The organism is Mesorhizobium sp. DxT, assembly GCF_058448885.1.
This window is the reverse complement of sequence record NZ_JBZFLJ010000013.1, coordinates 57,112-76,556: the sequence shown is the minus strand read 5'-3', so window position 1 is coordinate 76,556 and position 19,445 is coordinate 57,112. Positions and strand designations below refer to the sequence as shown.

General features: G+C 66.8%; 21 protein-coding genes and 1 pseudogene. 8 read left to right on the top strand and 14 right to left on the bottom strand.

Annotated features, from left to right (window positions below):
- The first annotated feature begins 8 nt into the window (after nt 1-8).
- Genes fmt through truA form a run of 3 tightly spaced genes read left to right on the top strand, consistent with a single transcriptional unit; the run spans nt 9 to nt 2,187 of the window.
- On the top strand, nt 9-944 hold the full coding sequence (gene fmt, locus ACVJNE_RS21250; protein WP_499568794.1) for a methionyl-tRNA formyltransferase: 936 nt from the start codon (nt 9-11) through the stop codon (nt 942-944).
- Nucleotides 941-1,441, top strand: coding sequence for a GNAT family N-acetyltransferase (locus ACVJNE_RS21245; RefSeq protein ID WP_499568793.1), 501 nt, complete (start codon nt 941-943; stop codon nt 1,439-1,441). Before fmt ends, ACVJNE_RS21245 begins: the two co-directional genes overlap by 4 nt.
- Before the next feature lie 2 nt (nt 1,442-1,443).
- A complete protein-coding gene (truA, locus tag ACVJNE_RS21240; protein ID WP_499568792.1) occupies nt 1,444-2,187 on the top strand; it encodes a tRNA pseudouridine(38-40) synthase TruA in 744 nt (247 codons plus the stop codon).
- Here truA and ACVJNE_RS21235 read toward each other — a convergent pair.
- Nucleotides 2,168-2,731 carry an Lrp/AsnC family transcriptional regulator gene (locus ACVJNE_RS21235; RefSeq protein ID WP_368801820.1) on the bottom strand — a complete coding sequence of 188 codons (564 nt, stop codon included), beginning with the start codon at nt 2,729-2,731 and terminating at the stop codon, nt 2,168-2,170. The two genes, truA and ACVJNE_RS21235, sit on opposite strands and share 20 nt — an antisense overlap.
- Before the next feature lie 48 nt (nt 2,732-2,779).
- On the opposite strand from ACVJNE_RS21235, the gene ACVJNE_RS21230 reads away from it, so the two are divergent.
- On the top strand, nt 2,780-3,952 hold the full coding sequence (locus tag ACVJNE_RS21230; RefSeq protein WP_499568791.1) for an MFS transporter: 1,173 nt from the start codon (nt 2,780-2,782) through the stop codon (nt 3,950-3,952).
- Nucleotides 3,953-3,959: 7 nt separating this feature from the next.
- Here ACVJNE_RS21230 and ACVJNE_RS21225 read toward each other — a convergent pair whose 3' ends face one another.
- From ACVJNE_RS21225 to dapD, 4 genes are all read right to left on the bottom strand, one after another.
- The gene (locus ACVJNE_RS21225; RefSeq protein ID WP_499568790.1) at nt 3,960-4,562 is read right to left on the bottom strand and encodes a transporter; all 603 of its coding nucleotides are present in this window, start codon (nt 4,560-4,562) and stop codon (nt 3,960-3,962) included.
- 1 nt (nt 4,563) lies between these two features.
- Complete coding sequence (dapE, locus tag ACVJNE_RS21220; protein ID WP_499568789.1) at nt 4,564-5,751, bottom strand: succinyl-diaminopimelate desuccinylase; 1,188 nt, start codon at nt 5,749-5,751, stop codon at nt 4,564-4,566.
- A gap of 341 nt (nt 5,752-6,092) precedes the next feature.
- The gene (locus ACVJNE_RS21215; protein ID WP_173187859.1) at nt 6,093-6,461 is read right to left on the bottom strand and encodes a DUF805 domain-containing protein; all 369 of its coding nucleotides are present in this window, start codon (nt 6,459-6,461) and stop codon (nt 6,093-6,095) included.
- A gap of 58 nt (nt 6,462-6,519) precedes the next feature.
- On the bottom strand, nt 6,520-7,374 hold the full coding sequence (gene dapD / locus ACVJNE_RS21210; protein WP_499568788.1) for a 2,3,4,5-tetrahydropyridine-2,6-dicarboxylate N-succinyltransferase: 855 nt from the start codon (nt 7,372-7,374) through the stop codon (nt 6,520-6,522).
- Between the two features lie 152 nt (nt 7,375-7,526).
- On the opposite strand from dapD, the gene ACVJNE_RS21205 reads away from it, so the two are divergent.
- The 4 genes and pseudogenes from ACVJNE_RS21205 (at nt 7,527) to ACVJNE_RS21190 (ending at nt 10,463) form a co-directional block, all read left to right on the top strand.
- Nucleotides 7,527-8,369: an LOG family protein gene (locus tag ACVJNE_RS21205; RefSeq protein ID WP_499568787.1), complete on the top strand. Its 843-nt coding sequence runs from the start codon at nt 7,527-7,529 to the stop codon at nt 8,367-8,369.
- 261 nt (nt 8,370-8,630) lie between these two features.
- Nucleotides 8,631-9,035: a DUF2946 family protein gene (locus tag ACVJNE_RS21200; protein WP_499568786.1), complete on the top strand. Its 405-nt coding sequence runs from the start codon at nt 8,631-8,633 to the stop codon at nt 9,033-9,035.
- A gap of 69 nt (nt 9,036-9,104) precedes the next feature.
- Nucleotides 9,105-10,058, top strand: a pseudogene (locus tag ACVJNE_RS21195) (copper chaperone PCu(A)C domain-containing protein); the annotation flags it as partial.
- Between the two features lie 45 nt (nt 10,059-10,103).
- Nucleotides 10,104-10,463, top strand: coding sequence for a copper uptake system-associated protein (locus ACVJNE_RS21190; protein ID WP_499568849.1), 360 nt, complete (start codon nt 10,104-10,106; stop codon nt 10,461-10,463).
- 56 nt (nt 10,464-10,519) lie between these two features.
- On the opposite strand, the gene ACVJNE_RS21185 is transcribed toward ACVJNE_RS21190, so the two are convergent.
- The 9 genes from ACVJNE_RS21185 to ACVJNE_RS21145 all read right to left on the bottom strand — a co-directional run bounded on the left by ACVJNE_RS21185 (nt 10,520) and on the right by ACVJNE_RS21145 (nt 19,442).
- Entirely contained in the window at nt 10,520-11,605 is a 1,086-nt protein-coding gene (locus ACVJNE_RS21185; RefSeq protein ID WP_499568785.1) for an ABC transporter ATP-binding protein, read from the bottom strand.
- Nucleotides 11,606-11,616: 11 nt separating this feature from the next.
- Entirely contained in the window at nt 11,617-12,444 is an 828-nt protein-coding gene (locus ACVJNE_RS21180) for a carbohydrate ABC transporter permease (RefSeq protein ID WP_173187849.1), read from the bottom strand.
- Entirely contained in the window at nt 12,441-13,313 is an 873-nt protein-coding gene (locus ACVJNE_RS21175) for a carbohydrate ABC transporter permease (RefSeq protein WP_368801829.1), read from the bottom strand. The genes ACVJNE_RS21180 and ACVJNE_RS21175 overlap by 4 nt, the downstream gene beginning before the upstream one ends.
- A gap of 21 nt (nt 13,314-13,334) precedes the next feature.
- Nucleotides 13,335-14,612 carry an ABC transporter substrate-binding protein gene (locus ACVJNE_RS21170; RefSeq protein ID WP_499568784.1) on the bottom strand — a complete coding sequence of 426 codons (1,278 nt, stop codon included), beginning with the start codon at nt 14,610-14,612 and terminating at the stop codon, nt 13,335-13,337.
- 44 nt (nt 14,613-14,656) lie between these two features.
- A complete protein-coding gene (locus tag ACVJNE_RS21165) occupies nt 14,657-15,385 on the bottom strand; it encodes an SIS domain-containing protein (RefSeq protein WP_499568783.1) in 729 nt (242 codons plus the stop codon).
- Complete coding sequence (locus ACVJNE_RS21160; RefSeq protein WP_499568782.1) at nt 15,382-16,116, bottom strand: GntR family transcriptional regulator; 735 nt, start codon at nt 16,114-16,116, stop codon at nt 15,382-15,384. Before ACVJNE_RS21160 ends, ACVJNE_RS21165 begins: the two co-directional genes overlap by 4 nt.
- A 105-nt stretch (nt 16,117-16,221) precedes the next feature.
- Nucleotides 16,222-17,715 (bottom strand): FGGY-family carbohydrate kinase, encoded by a 1,494-nt coding sequence (locus ACVJNE_RS21155; protein WP_499568781.1) that lies wholly within the window; start codon nt 17,713-17,715, stop codon nt 16,222-16,224.
- 184 nt (nt 17,716-17,899) lie between these two features.
- Nucleotides 17,900-18,817: a peptidoglycan DD-metalloendopeptidase family protein gene (locus ACVJNE_RS21150; RefSeq protein WP_499568780.1), complete on the bottom strand. Its 918-nt coding sequence runs from the start codon at nt 18,815-18,817 to the stop codon at nt 17,900-17,902.
- Nucleotides 18,807-19,442 (bottom strand): FMN-binding negative transcriptional regulator, encoded by a 636-nt coding sequence (locus ACVJNE_RS21145; protein WP_499568779.1) that lies wholly within the window; start codon nt 19,440-19,442, stop codon nt 18,807-18,809. The genes ACVJNE_RS21150 and ACVJNE_RS21145 overlap by 11 nt, the downstream gene beginning before the upstream one ends.
- Nucleotides 19,443-19,445: the final 3 nt, after the last annotated feature.

Here is a 19,445-nt window from a genome sequence, read left to right as displayed (position 1 = left end):
GCCGCACCATGTCCCTACGCGTCATCTTCATGGGAACGCCCGAGTTTTCGGCCGCGACGCTGCGCGCGATCGCCGAGGCCGGGCACGAGATCGCTGCCGTCTATAGCCAGCCGCCGCGCCCTGCGGGCCGGCGCGGACTGGAACTGACAAAGTCGCCGGTGCATCTGCTTGCCGAGGAACTGGGCGTCGAGGTGCGCACGCCCAAGTCGCTGAAAGGCGAGGACGAACAACAGGCTTTCCGCGATCTGGAGGCGGACGTCGCCGTCGTGGTCGCTTACGGGTTGCTGCTGCCGAAGCCGATCCTCGACGGCACCCGTCTGGGCGCGTTCAACGGCCATGCGTCGCTGCTGCCGCGCTGGCGCGGCGCGGCTCCGATCCAGCGCGCGATCATGGCCGGTGACACCGAGACCGGCATGATGGTCATGAAGATGGACGAGGGGCTCGATACCGGCCCTGTGGCCTTGACGGAACGCGTCGCCATCGGTCCCGACATGACCGCTGGCGAATTGCACGACGCGCTGATGGCAACGGGTGCCGCACTGATGGTGCGGGCGCTGGAGGCGCTCGAAGCCGGATCGCTGTCGCTGAAACCGCAGCCGGAAGAAGGCGCGACCTACGCGAAGAAGATCGCCAAGGAGGAGGCGCGCATCGACTGGTCGCGGAGCGCGGCGGAGGTGCACAACCACATTCGTGGGCTGTCGCCGTTTCCGGGCGCTTGGTGCGAGATGACTGCCGGGGGCAAGGCGGAACGCGTGAAGCTGCTGCGCTCGACGATGGCCGAGGGCGAGGGGCCTGCCGGGCGCATCCTCGACGATCGGCTGACCGTAGCCTGCGGCACGGGCGCGGTACGGCTGACGGAGCTGCAGCGGGCAGGCGGAAAGCCGATGGCGGCGGGCGAGTTCCTGCGCGGCGCCAAGATCGGCGAGGGAGACGAGCTGTCATGAACGGCATTACCATCCGCGAGGCGGGCGAGCGGGATCGCGGCGCGATCCGCGCGGTCGAGGAAGCCGCCTTCGGGCAGGATGGCGAGGCACGGCTCGTCGAGCTGCTGGTCGCCGCCAGCGATGATGTGCTCGAACTGGTCGCGGAGCGGAACGGCGAACTTGTCGGCCATGTGCTGTTCTCGCGGCTGATGGTGGAGACACGCAACCGCAGCTTCGCCGCGGTCGCGCTCGCGCCGCTGGCGGTTTCGCCCGCTGCGCAGGGACAAGGCATCGGCGCGGCGCTTGTGGAAGAGGCGCACCGTCGCCTGCGCGCCGCGGGCGAAACGCTGAGCGTCGTGCTGGGCGATCCGGCCTATTACGGTCGCTTCTTCTATGCGCACGAGCGCGCCGCAGGCTTCGAAAGCGACTATCAGGGCGAGGCGCTGCAGGCGATTTCGTGGGGCGAGGCGCCGGTCAGCGGCAGGCTGGTCTACGCGCCGGCGTTCCAGGAGCTCTGACGGTGTCGCGCTACCGGCTCGACATCGAATATGACGGACGGGCTTATGCCGGCTGGCAGCGGCAGGCCGACCTTGCCACGGTTCAGGACGCGATCGAAAAGGCCATCCTCGGCTTTTGCGGCCAGACGGTGACGATCCGCGGCGCCGGGCGCACCGATGCCGGCGTGCATGCGACGGGGCAGGTCGTCCATGTCGATCTCGACAGGGAATGGGACGCCGACAAGGTGCAGGGCGCGCTCAACGCGCATCTGACGATGGCGGGCGAGGCCGTCGCGGTGCTGGCTGCGGCGCGTGTGGCGGACGATTTCGATGCGCGGTTCTCGGCGACCGCCCGGCACTATCTCTACGTCATCCTCAATCGCCGCGCGCCGGCCGCGCTGATGCGCGGCAATGTCTGGCACGTGCCGCGCTTGCTGGACGCGGACGCAATGCACACGGCCGCGCAGCGGCTTCTGGGCAAGCACGACTTCACCACCTTCCGCTCCGTGCAATGCCAGTCGGCAAGCCCGGTCAAGACGCTCGACCGGCTCGACGTGTCACGCGACGGCGACCTGATCGAGATTCGCGCCTCGGCGCGCTCGTTCCTGCACAACCAGGTGCGCTCGATGGTCGGCTCTTTGAAGAAGGTGGGCGAGGGCGGCTGGAGCCCGGACGACCTCGAGGCGGCACTGAAGGCCGCCGACCGCGCCCGCTGCGGGCAGGTCGCGCCGCCCGACGGGCTCTACCTCACCCGGGTCGATTATTGAACGCATCGACGCCGGCCTGCGCGTTCTTCACCAGAGCCGGCCATTCGGCGGTGACGCCGGGCTGCACCGGACGTTCCAGATAGGTGGAAAGCACCACATAGCTGCGGGTCGCCTTGACGCCGGGCGTGTCGTAGAGGCGCGCAAGCAGGCCTTCGAGCGCATGCGTGCTTTCCGTGCGGACCTTGAGCAGCATGCAGGTGTCGCCGGCAACCGAGTGGATCTCCTCCACCTCGGGGTGCTCCTCGATCGCGAGCAGCACCGGCGTCTTGCCCCAGCCCGTGGTGTCGACATGCACGAAGGCAAGCATCGGCTTGCCGCTCGCCTCGGGATCGATAAGCGCGGCGACCTTGCGGATCGCGCCGGAGCGGCGCAGGCGCTTCACCCGCTCGTGCGCGGCCGGCGGCGAAAGGCCGACGCGCTCCCCCAGATCCGCGTAACTGATGGTCGCATCCTCGGCCAGAACGCCTAACAGCTTTCGGTCCATATCGTCGAGGGCGCGGCCGCTGGCGCGTTTACGCCGAATACCATCTGTATTTTCGTTCATATCGCAATTCCATCTTGATGCCGAACGTCATTCTGCAATCATGATGGAATGACGAACATCGATCAACAGGCTATCGCAGCCGCCCCGGCAAGGATGCCGATCCCGCCTTTCGCGTTCGTGCTGACCGCGTGCATCGGCGTGATCGGCTCGAACTCGCTGGCGCTGGGGCCGATCGCGCCTGAGGTCGCACGCGCACTGGGAACCAGCGTTCCGGCGGTGATGACGGCTTCCGCCGTTTTCGGGCTGGGCACAGCGGCGAGTGCGGTCTTTCTCGGCCGGCTCATCGACCGCCACGGCGCGCGGCGCATGCTGCTGGCGGCGTTGGTGCTGCTTGGCGCAGGTCTCGGCGGCAGCGCGCTGGCGCCGGCGCTTGCGGCACTCGTTGCGGCGCAGTTCGTCGTCGGCATCGCCGCCGGCGTCGCGCTGCCGGCAATCTATACGCTGGCGGCCGAGGTTGCGCCCGCCGGACGCGAAAGCCAGACCATCGGTGTCGTTCTCACCGGCTGGACACTCAGCATGGTCGCCGGCGTCTCGCTGTCGGCGGTGCTGGCCGATCTCGCTGGCTGGCGGCTGGTCTATGCGGTGGTGGCGGCGACGGCCTTCGCCGCGGCGCTGACCGTAGTGGGCTCTGCGGCTGGTACGGCCCCGGCCGGCGCAAGCGTCTCGCAATCGCCCTTCGCGGCACTGCGCGTGCGCGGCGTGGTGCCGCTGCTGGCGGCATGTGCCGCCTTCATGACCTCGTTCTACGGGGTTTACGGCTATATCGGCGACTACCTGCACGGGGAACTGGGCCTGCCGCTCAGTGCCAACGGCCTCGTCGCGCTCAGCTACGGGCTCGGCTTCGGCGGCGCTGCGCTGCTCGACCGCCTCATCGACAGGGTGGGACCGGGCCTGCTGCTGCCGCTGATCTTCGTGGGCGTAGCGGCCGTCTTTGCCGGCATGGCCGTTGCAAGCGTCTCATATGCGGCGATGCTGGCCGCGGTCTTCGCCTGGGGGCTGATCAATCATTTCGGGCTCAATGTGCTGATCATGCGGCTGACGGCGCTCGACCCTTCGCGACGCGGCGCGATCATGGGGCTGAACAGCGGCGTGACCTATCTGGCGCTGTTTGTCGGCACGATCGGCTTCGGCAAGGTGCACGCGATGTTCGGTTTCTCCGTATTGCCGATGTTGGCCGTTGCGTTGATGCTTGTCGCTGCGGCATTCGCCGCGCGGCGGTAGGCCTGCCCTAGCTCGGCATCGGGGCCCCGATGCCGAGCAGGTCCTGCAGCGCGAACAGGGTCAGGACCGACGCCATGAACATGCCGGCGAAGACGCCTGTCGCCACGCCCGGCCCCTTGTCTATTGCCGCATCGGTCAAGCGCCACAGGAGCACCATGCTGGCAAGGAAGATGCCGAGCGACAGTGCGGTCGCTGCCTCGCCGAGCCCCGGTGCGACCAGCCGCAAAAGCGAGGCGGGCAGCAGGAACCAGGCAAACAGCGCCGAGCCCCAGTTGGTGGCGACCACGTAGGCGACGAAGCGGTCGCGGATGCCGACATAGCCGGAGATTGCGGCAAGCGCCGCGATCGGCAGAACCCACGAACCGATGTCGACGACGGCCAGCCGCAGCACCAGCAGCACGCGGCCGACGAAGCGGGCTTCGGGCACGGCCAGTTCGTTGGCAAGCGGCACCCAGCCGACCAGCAGCACCGGCAGCGCGATGAGGATTGCGAAGAACGAGTTCCAGAAGCCGTCGACGGAGAGGTCGAGCATGCGCACGGCGTCGCGCTTGCCCGTCATCATGCGCCAGGCGCCGAGGAGGTGTCTCTGGATGTCCTCGGCGGGCGGCATGTCAGGCGAACCAGTCTTCCAGGAAACGCTGGTAGATGCGCGTCAGCGTCTCCAGATCGGAGAGCGCCACGCGTTCGTCGACCATGTGCATGGTCTGCCCGACGAGGCCGAACTCGACCACCGGGCAATGATCCTTGATGAAGCGGGCATCGGACGTGCCGCCGGATGTCGACAGCACCGGCTTGCGGCCGGTCACCGTCTCGACGGATGCGCTTAAGCCGGCCGTCAGCTTCTCGTCGCGGGTGAGGAAGACCGGGCTCGGCCGATCACGCCAGATCAGCTCGAAATTGATCTTCTCCCCACGGCCGGGACGCAGCTTCCTGCGCGCGGCTGCGCGGTCGAGCCGGTTATGGATTTCCGCCTGCAGCGTCTCCGCCGTCCAGGTGTCGTTGAAGCGGATGTTGAACGATGCCTTCGCGCGGGCAGGGATGACGTTGGTGGCCGGATTGCCGACATCGATTGTGGTGACTTCCAGATTGGTCGGCTGGAAATTGTCGGTGCCTTCGTCGAAGGCCGGCGACAGGAGCGCATCGACCAGCATGACGATGCCCGGAACCGGATTGTCGGCCAGGTGCGGATAGGCGGCGTGGCCCTGGCGGCCGTGAACGACGATGTCGCCGGAGATCGAGCCGCGACGGCCGATCTTGATCATGTCGCCGAGCGCCTCCGGGTTGGTCGGCTCGCCGACGATCGCCGCGTCCCAGCTCTCGCCGCGCTTTGCCGCCCAGTCGAGCAGCTTGACTGTGCCGTTGATGGACGGGCCTTCCTCGTCGCCGGTGATCAGCAGCGATACGCTGCCCTTCGGCGCGCCGTGCGCCTCGATATGACGGGCGACTGCCGCGACGAAACAGGCGATGCCGCCCTTCATGTCGACCGCGCCGCGCCCGAACATCCAGCCATCGGCGACTTCCGCTGCGAAGGGCGGGTGCGTCCAGTCGGCCTCGTCACCCACCGGCACGACATCGGTATGGCCGGCGAACATCAGATGCGGGCCGTTGCCGGAAAGCCGTCCGTAGAGGTTTTCAACATCCGGTGTGCCGTCCTCCGAGAAGGACGGCCTGTCGATGGCGAAACCCATCGGCGCAAGCATCGCCTGCAGGGCCGAGAGCGCACCGCCCTCGGCGGGCGTGACGGACGGACAACGGATGAGCGCGGCGAGGTTCGCCGCCGGATCAACAGGCAGGTTCATGTGTGCGATGGATAGACCAAGCCGCCGAAGCTGTCACGTGGAGCGTGACGCAGTCGACGGCGAAAAACATAGGGCCAGAGGGTGCGGTTCGGGTTCTGTCGCGCTTTTGACTTGAACGATGTGGCCGTCATTACCCCCTCCCCACAAGGGGGAGGGGGACCTTGGCATCTTACAGCACTTGGCAGAGTTCGTGCCGAGCGTCCACGGTGCAGAATCCCCAACCCTTGTGGGTAGGGGCAAGGGGTGGGGTATTCCCTTTGCACCCGCACCGCATTCCCGGCGACCGGGCACGATCGGAGACGACACGCGGATCGTGGTGGCGGGCGCCTAGCGCCTGCCTGCTACTTCGGCCGGTTGGTCGCCTGGCCGTACTGGTTGGCGCCGGGCGTGCCTGGCATCAGGCACAAGCCTACGAAGACAATGAAGTTGAGCAGCGGCACGAACAGCAGGGCGGCGAACAGGCCGGGCTTGTCGAGGTCGTGCAAGCGCTTGGCGCCGAGCGCGGCCTGCGCCCACAGCGAGGCGATCATCACCGCACTGAGCAGCGTCTCCCAGAACGCGCCGCCGCTGCCGCTCTCCTGCGCCAGCGTCAGCCGGTAGACCATGAAGACGACGAGGATCATCATCAGCAGGCCGGCCAGGAAATAGGCGGCGCGGCTGATCCGGCCCGAAAAGCCGAAGAAGAGCCATAACATCTGGTTCGCAGGCACGGTGGCGGTCTCCGCAGGATCGCGTTCTAGGTCAGGATGAACCGGCGCGCGGCGCCGATCAATCCCGCAGCAGCTCGTTGATGGAGGTCTTGGAGCGCGTCTTCTCGTCGACGCGCTTCACGATCACGGCGCAGTAGAGGCTGGGGCCCCAGTTCTCGCCGGGCACGTTCTTGCCGGGCATGGTGCCGGCGACGACGACGGAGTAGGGCGGCACCTCGCCGTAGAACACCTTGCCGGTGTCGCGGTCGACGATCTTGGTCGACTTGCCGATGAAGACGCCCATGCCGAGCACCGAGCCCTCGCGCACGATGCAGCCTTCGACCACTTCCGAGCGCGCGCCGATGAAGCAGTTGTCCTCGATGATGGTCGGACCGGCCTGCATCGGCTCCAGCACGCCGCCGATGCCGACGCCGCCCGAAAGATGTACGTTCTTGCCGATCTGGGCGCAGGAGCCGACGGTGGCCCATGTGTCGACCATCGTGCCCTCGCCGACATAGGCGCCGAGATTGACGAAGGACGGCATCAGCACGGCGCCCGGCGCCACATAGGCCGAGCGGCGGACGATGCAGTTGGGCACGGCGCGGAAACCGGCCTTCTCGAATTCGTTCGGGGACCAGCCGTCGAACTTGGAGGGCACTTTGTCCCACCAGACCGCCTCGCCCGGACCGCCCTTGACGATCTCCATCGGGTTGAGCCGGAACGACAGGAGCACGGCCTTCTTCAGCCACTGGTTGACCGTCCAGGTACCGTCAGCCTGCCGCTCGGCGACGCGGGCCTGGCCCTTGTCGAGCATCTCGAGGGCTGCCTCCACCGCATCGCGTACTTCGCCGCGCGTGCCGGTGGTTACGCCGTCGCGCTCGTCGAATGCCTTCTCGACAGTCTTCTCGAGGGCTGCCAGATCCGGCTTGGTCATGAAATGCTCCATTACGCGCTGTTAAGGGGTAGACAATAGGCTGGAGGTGACGAGGTGGCCCTCGAATTGGCGCGGAAACTATGTCATGCGCGATGGGGGGTCAATGACGGGGCGCGCCGCCTGGCGGCGCACAGAGACAGATTGGAATTTTCATGAATCCGGAGGACAAATCCGGCTGGACGCCGCTGCCGCATTCCGACGAGGACCTCGAGCGCGCGAAGGCCGTGCCGGACACCCCGCAGACCCGTGCGCCGGCCTACAGGCTGGCATGGGACGACGAGGACTTCATGACGCGGCGCGAGCTGCGCGCCGTGCGCCTGCAGCTCGAACTGCTGAAGCCGGAAATGATGCTTGCCGAGCGCGGCATCCGCTCGACCGTGGTTCTGTTCGGCGGCGCGCGCATCCCGGAGCCGGGCGGCGAGGCATGGGCTGCCAAGAACGAAACCCAGCGCAAGAACCTCGAGGCGAACGCCCGCTACTATGAGGAAGCGCGGACCTTTGCGCGGCTGTGTTCGCAGCATTCCGCCAAGACCTATTACCGCGAGTTCGTGGTTGTAACGGGCGGCGGGCCGGGCGTAATGGAGGCGGGCAATCGCGGCGCCGCCGACTGCGGCGCTCCCTCTATCGGCCTCAACATCGTGCTGCCGCACGAGCAGGCGCCGAACCTCTATGTCACGCCGGAACTGTGCTTCAACTTCCACTATTTCGCGGTCCGCAAGATGCATTTCATCATGCGCGCCAAGGCGGTGGCGGTGTTCCCCGGTGGCTTCGGCACGATGGACGAGTTCTTCGAGACGCTGACGCTGATCCAGACCGGCCGCATGGAGCGGGTTCCGGTGATCCTGTTTGGCAAGGAGTTCTGGTCGCGGGCCGTCGATATCGACTATCTGGCCGAGCAGGGCACCATCTCGCCCGGCGACCAGCACCTGATCGACGCGGTCGACACCGCCGACGAGGCGTGGGACCTCATCAAGGCGTTCTACGAAATCGCTTGAGGGTGGCGTTGAACAGGTTGAGGCCTGCGCATTCGACCCCCACTCCGTCCCGCTACGCGGGCCACCTCTCCCCCGATCGACGGGGGAGATGAAATGCCGGCAGTGCCGTCGCTCCCCTTCCTCTACGCCTCAGGGGGAGAGGTGGCCCGCATTAGCGGGACGGAGTGAAGGTGATCCGCAAACTCTCGATTCAAGTTCGGTGCACGATGTCGCAGCACGCCGCGCTGGCGGCATTCCGGCAATTGCGCTAAGGGCATGGGCATGAACACGGCTCGCCGCCCGACATGGTTTGCGACGCTGCGGCGCGACCGCGGCCTGTTCGCGCTGATCGGTTGCCTGATCCTGCTCCTGAACGTGCTGCAACCCGTCACGGCGGCAAAGGCTGCCGAGAACGGCCTGTGGGTGATCTGCACCGTCTATGGCGCGGAAAAGCCGCTGGACGGTTCCGACCTGCCGGCGCCGCTGCAGGAAAAATGCCCGATCTGCCTGTTCGGCCACACCGGCCAGAATGCGCCGGTCTACAAGGCGCTGCCGGCTACGGAGCCGGCCTTCCCGACGCCGCTGGCGCTGTCGTTCGTTCACACCTTCGTTGAAGCAGACGAGAATTTCGTTCCGCGACCGGACGATCCGCCGCCGGCGATTCGCGGCCCGCCCCTTTCCGCCTGAAGTCGCGCCGGCCTCGAACAGGGGCCTTTGATACTTCAGACGCTGAAAGGAAAAACCATGCGTCATCTCATGCTTCAATTCGCTGCGGCCAGCGCGCTGACGGCGTTCTCCGTTGCCACCGCCTACGCCCATGCCTCGCTGGAAACGGCAAATGCCGCGCCCGGCAGCTACAAGGCCGTCGTCCGCATCCCGCATGGCTGCGAGGGACAGGCCACCCACACCGTGCGCGTCGAGGTCCCGGAAGGCTATGTCGGCGTCAAGCCGATGCCCAAGGCGGGCTGGACGCTGGCCGTCGATAGCGGTGACTATCAGAAGAGCTACAACCTGCACGGTCGCGAGGTTTCGTCCGGCACCAAGGCTGTCACCTGGTCCGGCGGTTCGCTGGAAGACGGCCACTATGACGAATTCGTGCTGTCTGGTTCGCTGGCCGGCGTCGAGGAAGGGCAGAAACTGTTCTTCGTGACGACGCAGACATGCGCCGACGGCGAGGTGAAGTGGGACGAGATTCCGGCCGAAGGGCAGGACCCGCATTCGCTTGCGCATCCCGCACCGGGCTTGACGATCCTTGCCGCCGAAGGTGGCGGGCATGGCCATGCCGGTCATGGCGGCGGCGAGCAGGCCGTTGTTGCCGGTGACCTCGAGATCACCGCCGCCTGGGCGCGCGCGATGCTGCCCGGTCAGCCTGCCGGCGGCGGATACCTGACCATCGCCAACAAGGGCGACGCGGCCGACCGGCTCGTGGGCGCCAGCGCGTCGGCCGCCGGCCGCGTCGAGATCCACACCATGGAAGTCGTCGACGACGTGATGGTGATGCGCCCGGTCGACGGCGGACTGGAGATTCCGGCCGGCGAGACGGTCGAGCTCAAGCCGGGCGGCCTGCACATCATGTTCCTCGACGTGTCTGACCCGTTCCGCGAAGGTGGGACGGTTCCCGTCACGCTCGAATTCGAGAAGGCGGGTTCGGTGGATGTCGAACTGCCGGTGCGCTCCGCACGGGGTGGAGGCGGCCACGACCACGACCACGGCGGGCACAGCGATCATTCCGGCCATGGCGACGACCATGGCGCAATCGACGATCGCGACGCCATTGAAACGATCCTCAAGGCCACCTGGGATCGTGCCGATGCGCCGCTGGCGATCGAGCCGGTTGTGATCGTCGGCGACCATGCAGTGGCGGGTTGGCAGCAGGAGGAGCGCGGTGGTCGCGCCCTCATGCGCAAGGTCCACGGTTCCTGGCGGGTTCAGCTGTGCACGGGCGACGCGGTCAAGGCGGCCGCGAACCTCGAACAGATGGGCGTGCCGGGAGAAGTCGCGAGCGAGCTGGAAACGGGACTTGCCGCAGCCGAGGCCTCGATGGACCAGCAGGTCGTCGCCCTGTTCTCGACCTTCGACGGCGTCGTCATGATGGACGAACACGGCAACCATTGAGTTGGGCCGTCTTTGCGGGGCGGATGGAGGCGGCCGGTCGGCCGCCTCTTTCGTTTCTAGATGCGCTGCCCCGCATCGTTGAACAGGAAGCAGGCTTCCGGGTGGACGCCGACCGTGACGGTCTCGCCCACGCGCACGCCGCTCGCGCCCTTGAGTTGGGCGATGATCGTCGCGTCGTCGCCGGGCGCGGTATAGAGATAGGAAATCGCGCCGAGGCGCTCGATAGCGTTGCAGGTAAGCGTGATCCGGAACGGCCCGTCAGCCCCTTCACTGAGATGCTCGGGGCGGATGCCGAGCGTGACGGTCGCAGGCGCCTTTGCCGGCATCGCGCGCGGCCGCACCGGCAGGCCGGAAAGACCGAGATCTGGCGCGTCGACCAGCAATGCGCCGTCCCGCGCGCCGGAAACCGCAGCCTCGATGAAATTCATGCGCGGCGAGCCGATGAAGCCGGCGACGAAACGATTGTCGGGGTCGGAATAGAGCGTCATCGGGCTGCCGATCTGTTCGACGAGACCCGCGCGCAGCACCACGATCTTGTCGGCCAGAGTCATCGCCTCGACCTGGTCGTGGGTCACGTAGACCATGGTCGCGCCAAGGTCCTTGTGCAGCTTGGCGATCTCCAGCCGCATCTTCACGCGCAGTTCGGCGTCGAGGTTGGAGAGCGGCTCGTCGAACAGGAAGACATCCGGGTTGCGCACGATGGCGCGGCCGATGGCGACGCGCTGGCGCTGGCCGCCCGAAAGCTGGCGCGGCTTGCGGTCGAGATAGTCTGTCAGGTGCAGCATTTCGGCAGCCTGGCGCACCAGCTTCTGGCGCTCGGCCTTGGCCATGCCGGCCATTTCGAGGCCGAAACCCATGTTCTCCGCGACGCTCATATGCGGATAGAGCGCGTAGGTCTGGAACACCATGGCGATGCCGCGCCTGGCGGGGTCGGTGGTCGTCACGTCGCGGCCGCCGATGCTGATCGTGCCGCTGTCGGAACGTTCGAGCCCCGCGATCATGCGCAGCAGCGTCGATTTCCCGCAGCCCGACGGCCCGACGAAGACGACGAACTCGCCGCTGTGTGCCGCGAGCGAGACGCCGCGGATGACTTCGGTGGCACCGAAGGATTTGTGAAGATTGCTGAGCGCCAGTTCCGCCATGCCGGGATTCCCTATTTGACCGCGCCTTCGGTGAGGCCGCTGACGAAGCCGCGCCCGATCAGCGCGAAGATCGCCACGACCGGAACGATCGCAACGGTCGCGCCCGCGAGCAGCAGGCCCCAGTCGATCTGATATTGCCCGATGATGCCGGAGAAGCCGACCGGCAGGGTCCGCTTGGCATCGGAGAGTATGAGCACGGAGGCGAAGACATATTCCGTCCATGCCGTCACGAAAGCGTAGATGCCGACGGATGCGATGCCCGGCGCGATGAGCGGGATCATGATGCGCCGCAGGATCGTCAGCGTCGGCGCGCCGTCCATCACCGCAGCCTCCTCGATCTCCTTGGGTACGCCGGCAAGGAACGAGCGCAGCATCCAGATCGAGAACGGCAGCGCGAAGGCGACGTTGACGATGACGAGCGCCGGCAGCCGGTCGACCAGCCCGACCTTGGCGAAGAGCCCAAACAGCGGGATCAGCACCACGATGGACGGGAACGCGTAGGCGAGCAGGATCGTGCGATAGAGGATGCCGCGTCCCGGAAAGACGAGGCGGAAGAAGGCGTAAGCAGCGGGTATCGCCAGAAGCAGCGTCAGCACCGTCGAGGATGCCGCCACGATGAGGCTGTTGACCAGATAGACCGGATAGTCCGACGCCTCGAACAGCTTCTGGTAGTGCTGCAGCGTGAAGCTTTGCGGGATCATCGTCGGGCTGCGCGCGATGATCTCCTGCGGGATCTTGAACGATCCCGACACCACCCACCAGAACGGCAGGCCCACCAGCACCACGAAGAAGGCGACAACGGCGACGAGCGCGGCATTGAGGCCGAGCGAGCGGTTCATCGGTCGTCTCCCCGGTCGAGCGCGCGGGTGGCGACCACGGCGAAGGCCATCAGGAGCAGCGTGGCGAGCACGGAGACGGTCGCAGCCTCCGACAGACGATAGCCCTTGAACGCGGTCTCGTAGATGAGCACCGGCAGCGTCCGCGAGCCGCCGGCCGGCCCGCCGCTGGTCAGCAGCCAGATGATGTCGAAGACGTTGAAGGAAAGCAGCGTGCCGATGACGGCGAGAACGCCCAGCGTCGGCGCCAGCAGCGGCCAGGTGATGCGCTTGAAGCGCTGCCAGGCGTTCGCCCCGTCGATGCGCGCGGCCTCGTAGAGGTCGTCGGGAATGCGGGTCAGACCGGCCAGCATCATCAGCGCGATGAACGGGAACCAGCGCCAGGAATTGATGAAGACGAGCGTCGCCATCGCCGTCCACGGCGTGGCGAAGAAGCCGACCGGACGCTCGACGATGCCGGCCTGGATCAGCAGCGGATTGATCATGCCGCCGGAGGTGGAAAACAGCCAGCGCCAGATGACCACGACCACGACTGTGGGCACGATCCAGGTGAGGATGACCCATGTCCGGGCGACGCGCACGCCGGGGAACTTCTCGTTGAGCACCAGCGCCACGGCCAGCGCGAGAACCGTCTGCAGAACGGCGTTGGCGACGACCCAGACGACGCTGAGCCATGCCGCGTTCCAGAAGGACGGGTTGGAAAGCACGCGGCTGTAGTTGTCCAGCCCGACAAAGGCTCCGGGCGCGCCGATGACGCGCACGTCCTGCAGGGATAGCTGGACAGCCTGGACCAGCGGCCACCCGAGGGTGGCCGCCAGGAAAAGAAGGGCCGGTGCGACCAGAACGAAGGCCAGGGCTCTTGTCTGCTGCATCCGGCTGTCTCCGTCAGCGCCTTACTGGGCGACTTCCTGCATCCGAGCCTGGCCCGCGGTCACGGCTTCGGCTGCGGACTGGCCAGACACCACGATCGACTGCAGGGTCTCGGCGATGATGTTCTGCGCCGAGATCGCAGCGATCGAGGGGAAGGTGCGGCCGCTCGTGAATCCGAACAGCCGGCCGTTCTGTGCATTGTCGATGACGGTCTCGATCTGCTCGCGGTACTTTTCGACCATCGGATCGGCCCAGAAGGTCTCGGCCTCGGCGCCGTCCGCCGTCACCGGCATGAACAGGCCCGGCTCCATGTTGAGCAAGCGGCCATAGTTCTCGGGCTCGAGCAGGAAGGACACGAACTTCTTCGACGCCTCCATCTTCGCCTCGTCCTTGGAGAGGAGCATCACGGCGTTGGCGTAGGAGATGGTGTTGTGCTCGCCGCCGTCCTTGGACGGGATGGCCGCGACGCCGAGGTCGGCCGCGTCACCCTCGGCCTGCGTGTCGTAGGTGGCGATGACGGAGAACTGCATCACCATCGCGCAGGCCTTCGACGAGAAGCAGGCTTCCGCCTCACCCCATGTCCAGGAGGTGGAGTCGGCCGGCGAGAACGTGTTGAGGTCGGCATAGAACTCGTAGGCGCCGACGGTCTCCGGATTATCGAAGCGCAGCGTGCCATCCTCGTTGTAGATCTCGGTCGCGCCGCCATTGACCATCACGGAATAGACGGTCTGGTCGGTGTAGAGCTGCTTGTTGGCAGGCAGGCCCATGCCCGAGACGCCGTCGACCGACAGCTTCTCGGCCGCAGCGCGCCACTCTTCCCACGTCGTCGGGGCTTCGATGCCGGCTTCTTCAAGCACGCTCTTCCGGTACCAGAGGTTCATGGCCATGTTGTAGAGCGGGACGGCCCATACGCCGCCGTCATAGGAATAGGCCTCGACGGTGGAATCGACGAAATCATGCTTCGCGTCGAGTTCCTTGACGAAGTCTTCGACCGAGGTCAGCGCGCCGATGTCCTTGAGGATAGGCGTGAAATCCGGAATGGCGAACAGCATGTCCGGGCCCTGTCCGGCGGCCAGCGCCGCCGGCGCCTTGGCATAGACCTCGCCCCAGTTCTGCGGCTCCTGCTTGACCACGATGTCGGGGTTGGCGGCGTTGAAGGCGTCGATCAGCTCCTGCACGCGCGCGACGCGGTGCGGCGGCTGCTCCATGTGCCAGAGCGTCACTTCGACAGGCTCCTGCGCGAGTGCCGCGACAGGCATGAGAATGGTGGTGGCGAGCGCCAGCTTCAGTATCGATTTCATCTCGTGTTCCCTTTCCTCACTCCACTTGAGCCCCGGACAGTGTTTCAAAGGTGCGGGTTTCGGGGCCGAAACCGCGCCACCAGTTGCTCGTTGTTCTCCTTGGCGCCAGGCATGTTCGCGCTCAGATAGATCGGTGCGTTGCCGTCGCCGACCAGACGGGCAGCCACGCCCGCCATGATCGCGTTGATGATCGCGACACCGATGGCGGTGGAAACCGGGCCGACCTTGAGTTCGCTGCCCTCCACGCCGATCACCGCGTCTCCGGGCGGGGCGCCGTTGTCGAGGACGATGTCGGCAAGGTCCGCCAGCCGCTCGCGGCCTTTCGCCGCCGCGCTGGAATAGTCGAAGGAGGTGATCGCGATCACGGTCGCGCCGCGCGCCTTGCCGATACGGGCGGCTTCCAGCGGCGCGGCGTTGACGCCGGAATTGGACGACACGAACAGCACGTCGTTCGGGCCGATCGGGTAGCGGTCCATGATCGGGCCGACCACGCCTTCCATCCGCTCATAGGCGGTGCCTGCGACCGCACCCTCGTGCAGCATGGTGGGGCCGGCAAGGATTGGCACGGTCAGCGCCAGCCCGCCGGCGCGAAAATGCACTTCCTCGGCGAGCATGTGGGAGTGGCCGGTGCCGAAGACGTAGACGAGCCCGTCGCGCCGCGCGGTCTCCACGATCGCATCCACCGCTTGCGCCATCGGCTCGGCGAGCGTGGCCTTCAGCGCCGTCAGCCGGGCGATCAGATCGGAGAAATACGCGTCCTGTATGGTGTTCATGCCTGCGTTCGGGCTCCCAGTGAGAGGTCGACTTTCATGACGAAGAAATCGCCGCGATAGGTGGAGCGCACGAACTCGAACGGGCTGCCGTCCTGATCGCGGGTCAGACGCGTGAGGTCGAGCACCGGGGCGCCGGGGTCGGTGTGCAGCGTGCGGGCGATGTTGGCGTCGGCGAGCCCGGCCATCAGCGTCTGCTCGGCCAGGGTCGGCACGATGCCGTATTCGTCCGTCAACGTGGTGTAGAGCGAGGTGGTGCGGAAGTCGGCGCGCTCCAGCAGGTGCGGGGCGCGGCTGGCGATGATTTCGGTGGTTTCCAGCGCGACCGGCATGCCGTCGACGAAACGCACGCGGGTGAGGCAGTGGACCATGCCTGTGGCGGGCAGCGAAAGGGCGCGTGCCGTCTGCTCGTCGGCGCGCCGCGTGATCGAGGAGACAATGACGGACGAGGCCTGCCGGCCCTGACGGGTGATCTCCTCGGTAAAGCCGCTCAGCGTTTCCAGCCGCTGCTCGATCTGCCGGCTGGAGACGAAGGTGCCTTGCCCGGTGCGTGTTTCAACCAGCCCCTTGCCGATGAGATGGCGCAGAGCCTGGCGCGCGGTCATGCGGCTGACGCCGAGGCGCTCCGACAGGGCGCGCTCGGAATCGATCTTCTCCTCCGCCTTGAGCACGCCGGACGCGATCTCGGCCTCGAGATCCGCGGCGATCCTCAGATAGATCGGTGCATTGTCCATCACGCGTCCCCAGCGGCTGGTATAGTCCAGCTCTGTAGTGGTATATACCACTCACTTTGACGCGCGAAAGCTACTGAGTCAATAGACGCCGCCACCAAGCCGATTTCAGCCGAGAAGCCTGTCGCGCGCCGCGATGTAACGGGCGAAGGCCGGCTCCAGCGCGGCGGTGCCCTGCGGGTCGGGAACGTAGGTGCGGCCGCGGCCGGTGACGGCGGCGGACGCAACATTGATCGTCTCAAACGCGCCATCGGCCGTTGCCGCCAGAAGGGCCGCGCCCCGCGCGCCGAACTGCGAGCCTTCCGGCACCTCGACGGGCTGACCGATGAGGTCGCAGATCATCTGCACCCAGTCGGGGTTCTGCGCGCCGCCGCCGGTGAGCAGCACGCGGTCGCCGTCGAAGGCGAGCAGGTCGAACAGGTCGCGCATGGCAAAGGCCACGCCTTCGAGCACCGCGCGGAACAGGCAGGCCCGGTCATGCCGGGGCGACAGGCCGGAGAACTGCGCCCGTGCAGCGTGATCGACCTTGGGCGCGATGATGCCGCTTTCCGACAGGTAGGGCAGGTAGACGAGGCCGTGCGCGCCCGCGGGAACCGCGCGGATCATCTCCGTCATCATGGCGAACCGTTCCGGCCTGGAAGCGAGGTCGGGCGCGAGCGCGTTGAACGCCCAGTCGAGATTGAGCGTGCCGGCGACATTGACCATGGCGCGATACCAGCGTTCGCCCGGCAACGTGAAGAGGAGCCCGATGTCGGCCGGCTCGAAGATTGGCCGGTCGTGGGCGACCCCGACCATGCAGGTGGTGCCGAGCACGGCCGTCGCGGTTCCCGCAGCCAGACCGCCGGCACCGATGACGGTGGCGGCGACGTCGCCCGCGCCAACGGCGACCGGCAGGCCCACGGGCAGGCCGATGGCCTGTGCTGCCTCGCTCGTGAGACCGCCGACGAAGCTCTCCGATTCGGCAACGGGCGGCAGCAGGTCGGCCGCGTCATCGAGACCGAACAGCGCGATCATCGCGTCGCTGCGGTTGCGGGCCGTCGCAGAACCGGGCAGCACCGAAGCCTCGGTGCGGTCGGTCGCGATCGTTCCGGTCAGGCGAAAGCGCAGAAAATCCTTGTAGCCAAGCACGTGGCGCGTGCGCGCCAGCGTTGCCGGTTCGTGGCGGGCAAGCCATGCGAGCAGCGGCAGCGTGCAGCCCTGCTGCATCACCGAGCCGGACGATGCGAAGATGCGGCTCATGAACTGCGGGTCGCGGGCGACATGCTCGCCGATCAGCGCCTGCGCGCGGCTGTCCTCCCACGTAATGCCGTGACGCACGGACTGACCGTCCGCATCGACGAGCCAGGCTCCGACCATCGCCGCAGACAGGCCTATGCCACGGATACGCGACGCGTCGACGCCGCTCTCGCGCACGACGCGACCCAGCACGTCGAGCGCGGCTTTCCAGGCCTCGGCGGGGTCGAGCTCGCTCCAGCCGGGATGCGGCCGCAGCACGGTCGTACGGTGCTGGGCCTCGGCGAGCTGGTTGCCGGCGAGATCGAAGATCGCGGCCTTGGTCAGCGAGGTGCCGGCATCGAGGCCAATATAGAGATGGTCGCTCACATTGCCTCCGCGAGAAGGGTGTTTCACAAACGGGAGCGAGGACGCGACAATCATCGTCGTCCGTCGCACGGGTTTCCTGCCGCGAGCGCCGACAAAAGGCAGCCGGCGCCGACATGGTCGGGACCGGTCCAATACCAATCCCGAACCAAATGACAAGCCGCCTGTGCGGTCAACAGATCGGGTGTCAGCCGAAGATCAGCGGTGTCGGGTCGGGGAAGAGGTCGTCCCAGATGTCCAGGAAGGCGCCTTCGCCGACACCCGGCATCATAGTGAAATCGGGGTATTTCTCGGCGCTGAGTTGTAGGTGGAGATGCGGCAGCCACCAGCCGTTTTCCTCGAAGTCGCCCATCTCGCAGAAGGCGGTGCCGGCGGCGATGCGGTCGCCCGGCTTCCAGCGCCGCGCGGACGCAAAGCTCAGATGCCCCCACAGCGACCAGAATTTCCCGTCGTCGAACGCGTGTTCGAGGACGAGGACGCCGCCATAGTCCAGCCGCACGTCGACGATGCGCGCGTCGACCACCTCGCCGTCCAGCGGAAGGATGAGTTGCGTGCCGGCATCGCAGAAAAGATCGAGGCCGAGATGATGGTCGCGCCGGACGGAGGGATCGAACACGGAGATGTAATTGTCGGTGCTGTAGACAGTCCGGTATTCGTGCCATGTGCCGATGCCGAGGCGTGCGCCCTCTCGCGCCATGTAGGCGTCGTAGAGGCGCTGGGCCGTCTTCCGATCCTGTGCGGCCGAGGCCGCGGCGATGTCGGAGACCGAGCCGCCGAGCTCCAGCTCGACGGAGGGAATTTCGCGCACCGACGGCGCGATGATGTCGTGCCACGACCCGGCATTGGCTGCGATCCATTGGCGCAGCGCCGCCCCACCGGGAACCGGCTCGAGCCCGGCACGCTGCCGCAGCAGCGCCCGCGCGACCACCGGGTCCATGCGCTCCACGCGCGCTTGCAGCAATGTTCCCTTCGTCAGCTCCGCCAGCCGTGCGAGCACGTCATTCGCTGGCGCAGACAGGTCGAACTCGCCGGCCAGCAGCGGGCCGAGCGCGCGCAGGGACATGCCCTTTTCGCGCAGAAGGGTCTCGATTGCCTCAGGCTTCATCAGTCGTTCCCTTTGGGCGGTAGCACGCCATCCTGTCGGCCAGATCGTTCCGGCCCGCTTCGCGCAACCGCGCCTCGGCGGCAAACATGTCTCGGGCGCGCTCGTCCTGACCGAGCTTGAACCGCACCTCGCTGCGTTCGATGGGCAGTTCGTAGCCGACGATGTTGGGCAGGCGCCGCTCCAGCCCGCCCGGCCCGAGCTCGCCCATCGACCAGGCATCCTGCCGTCCACGCTCCATATGGGTGACGAGCTGGCTTAAATGGCGCGCGGTGGCGGCTTCCGGGATGATTTCGGGCCGGCCGTGGAAATGCGCGACCATGAAATTCCAGGTCGGTGCGCTGTCGCGCTGCGGGGCGGCCGGATACCACGACGACGAGATGTAGCTGCCGCCATCCATCAGGATCGCGATGCTGGGCAGGCCCTGCCGCAGGAAGCGTACATGGTCGTTGGCGAGCGCGACATGCGAGACGAGCCGGTTGCGCGCGCGGTCGGCCATGAAGACCGGATGCGAGATGGCGACGCCCTCGTCATGGGCTGTGACCAGCGTGCCGAGCACGACGCGGTCGACCAGGTCGAACAGTTCAGCCGGATCGTGCGGCTGGAAATAGGGTTTCGTGTAGAGCATCGG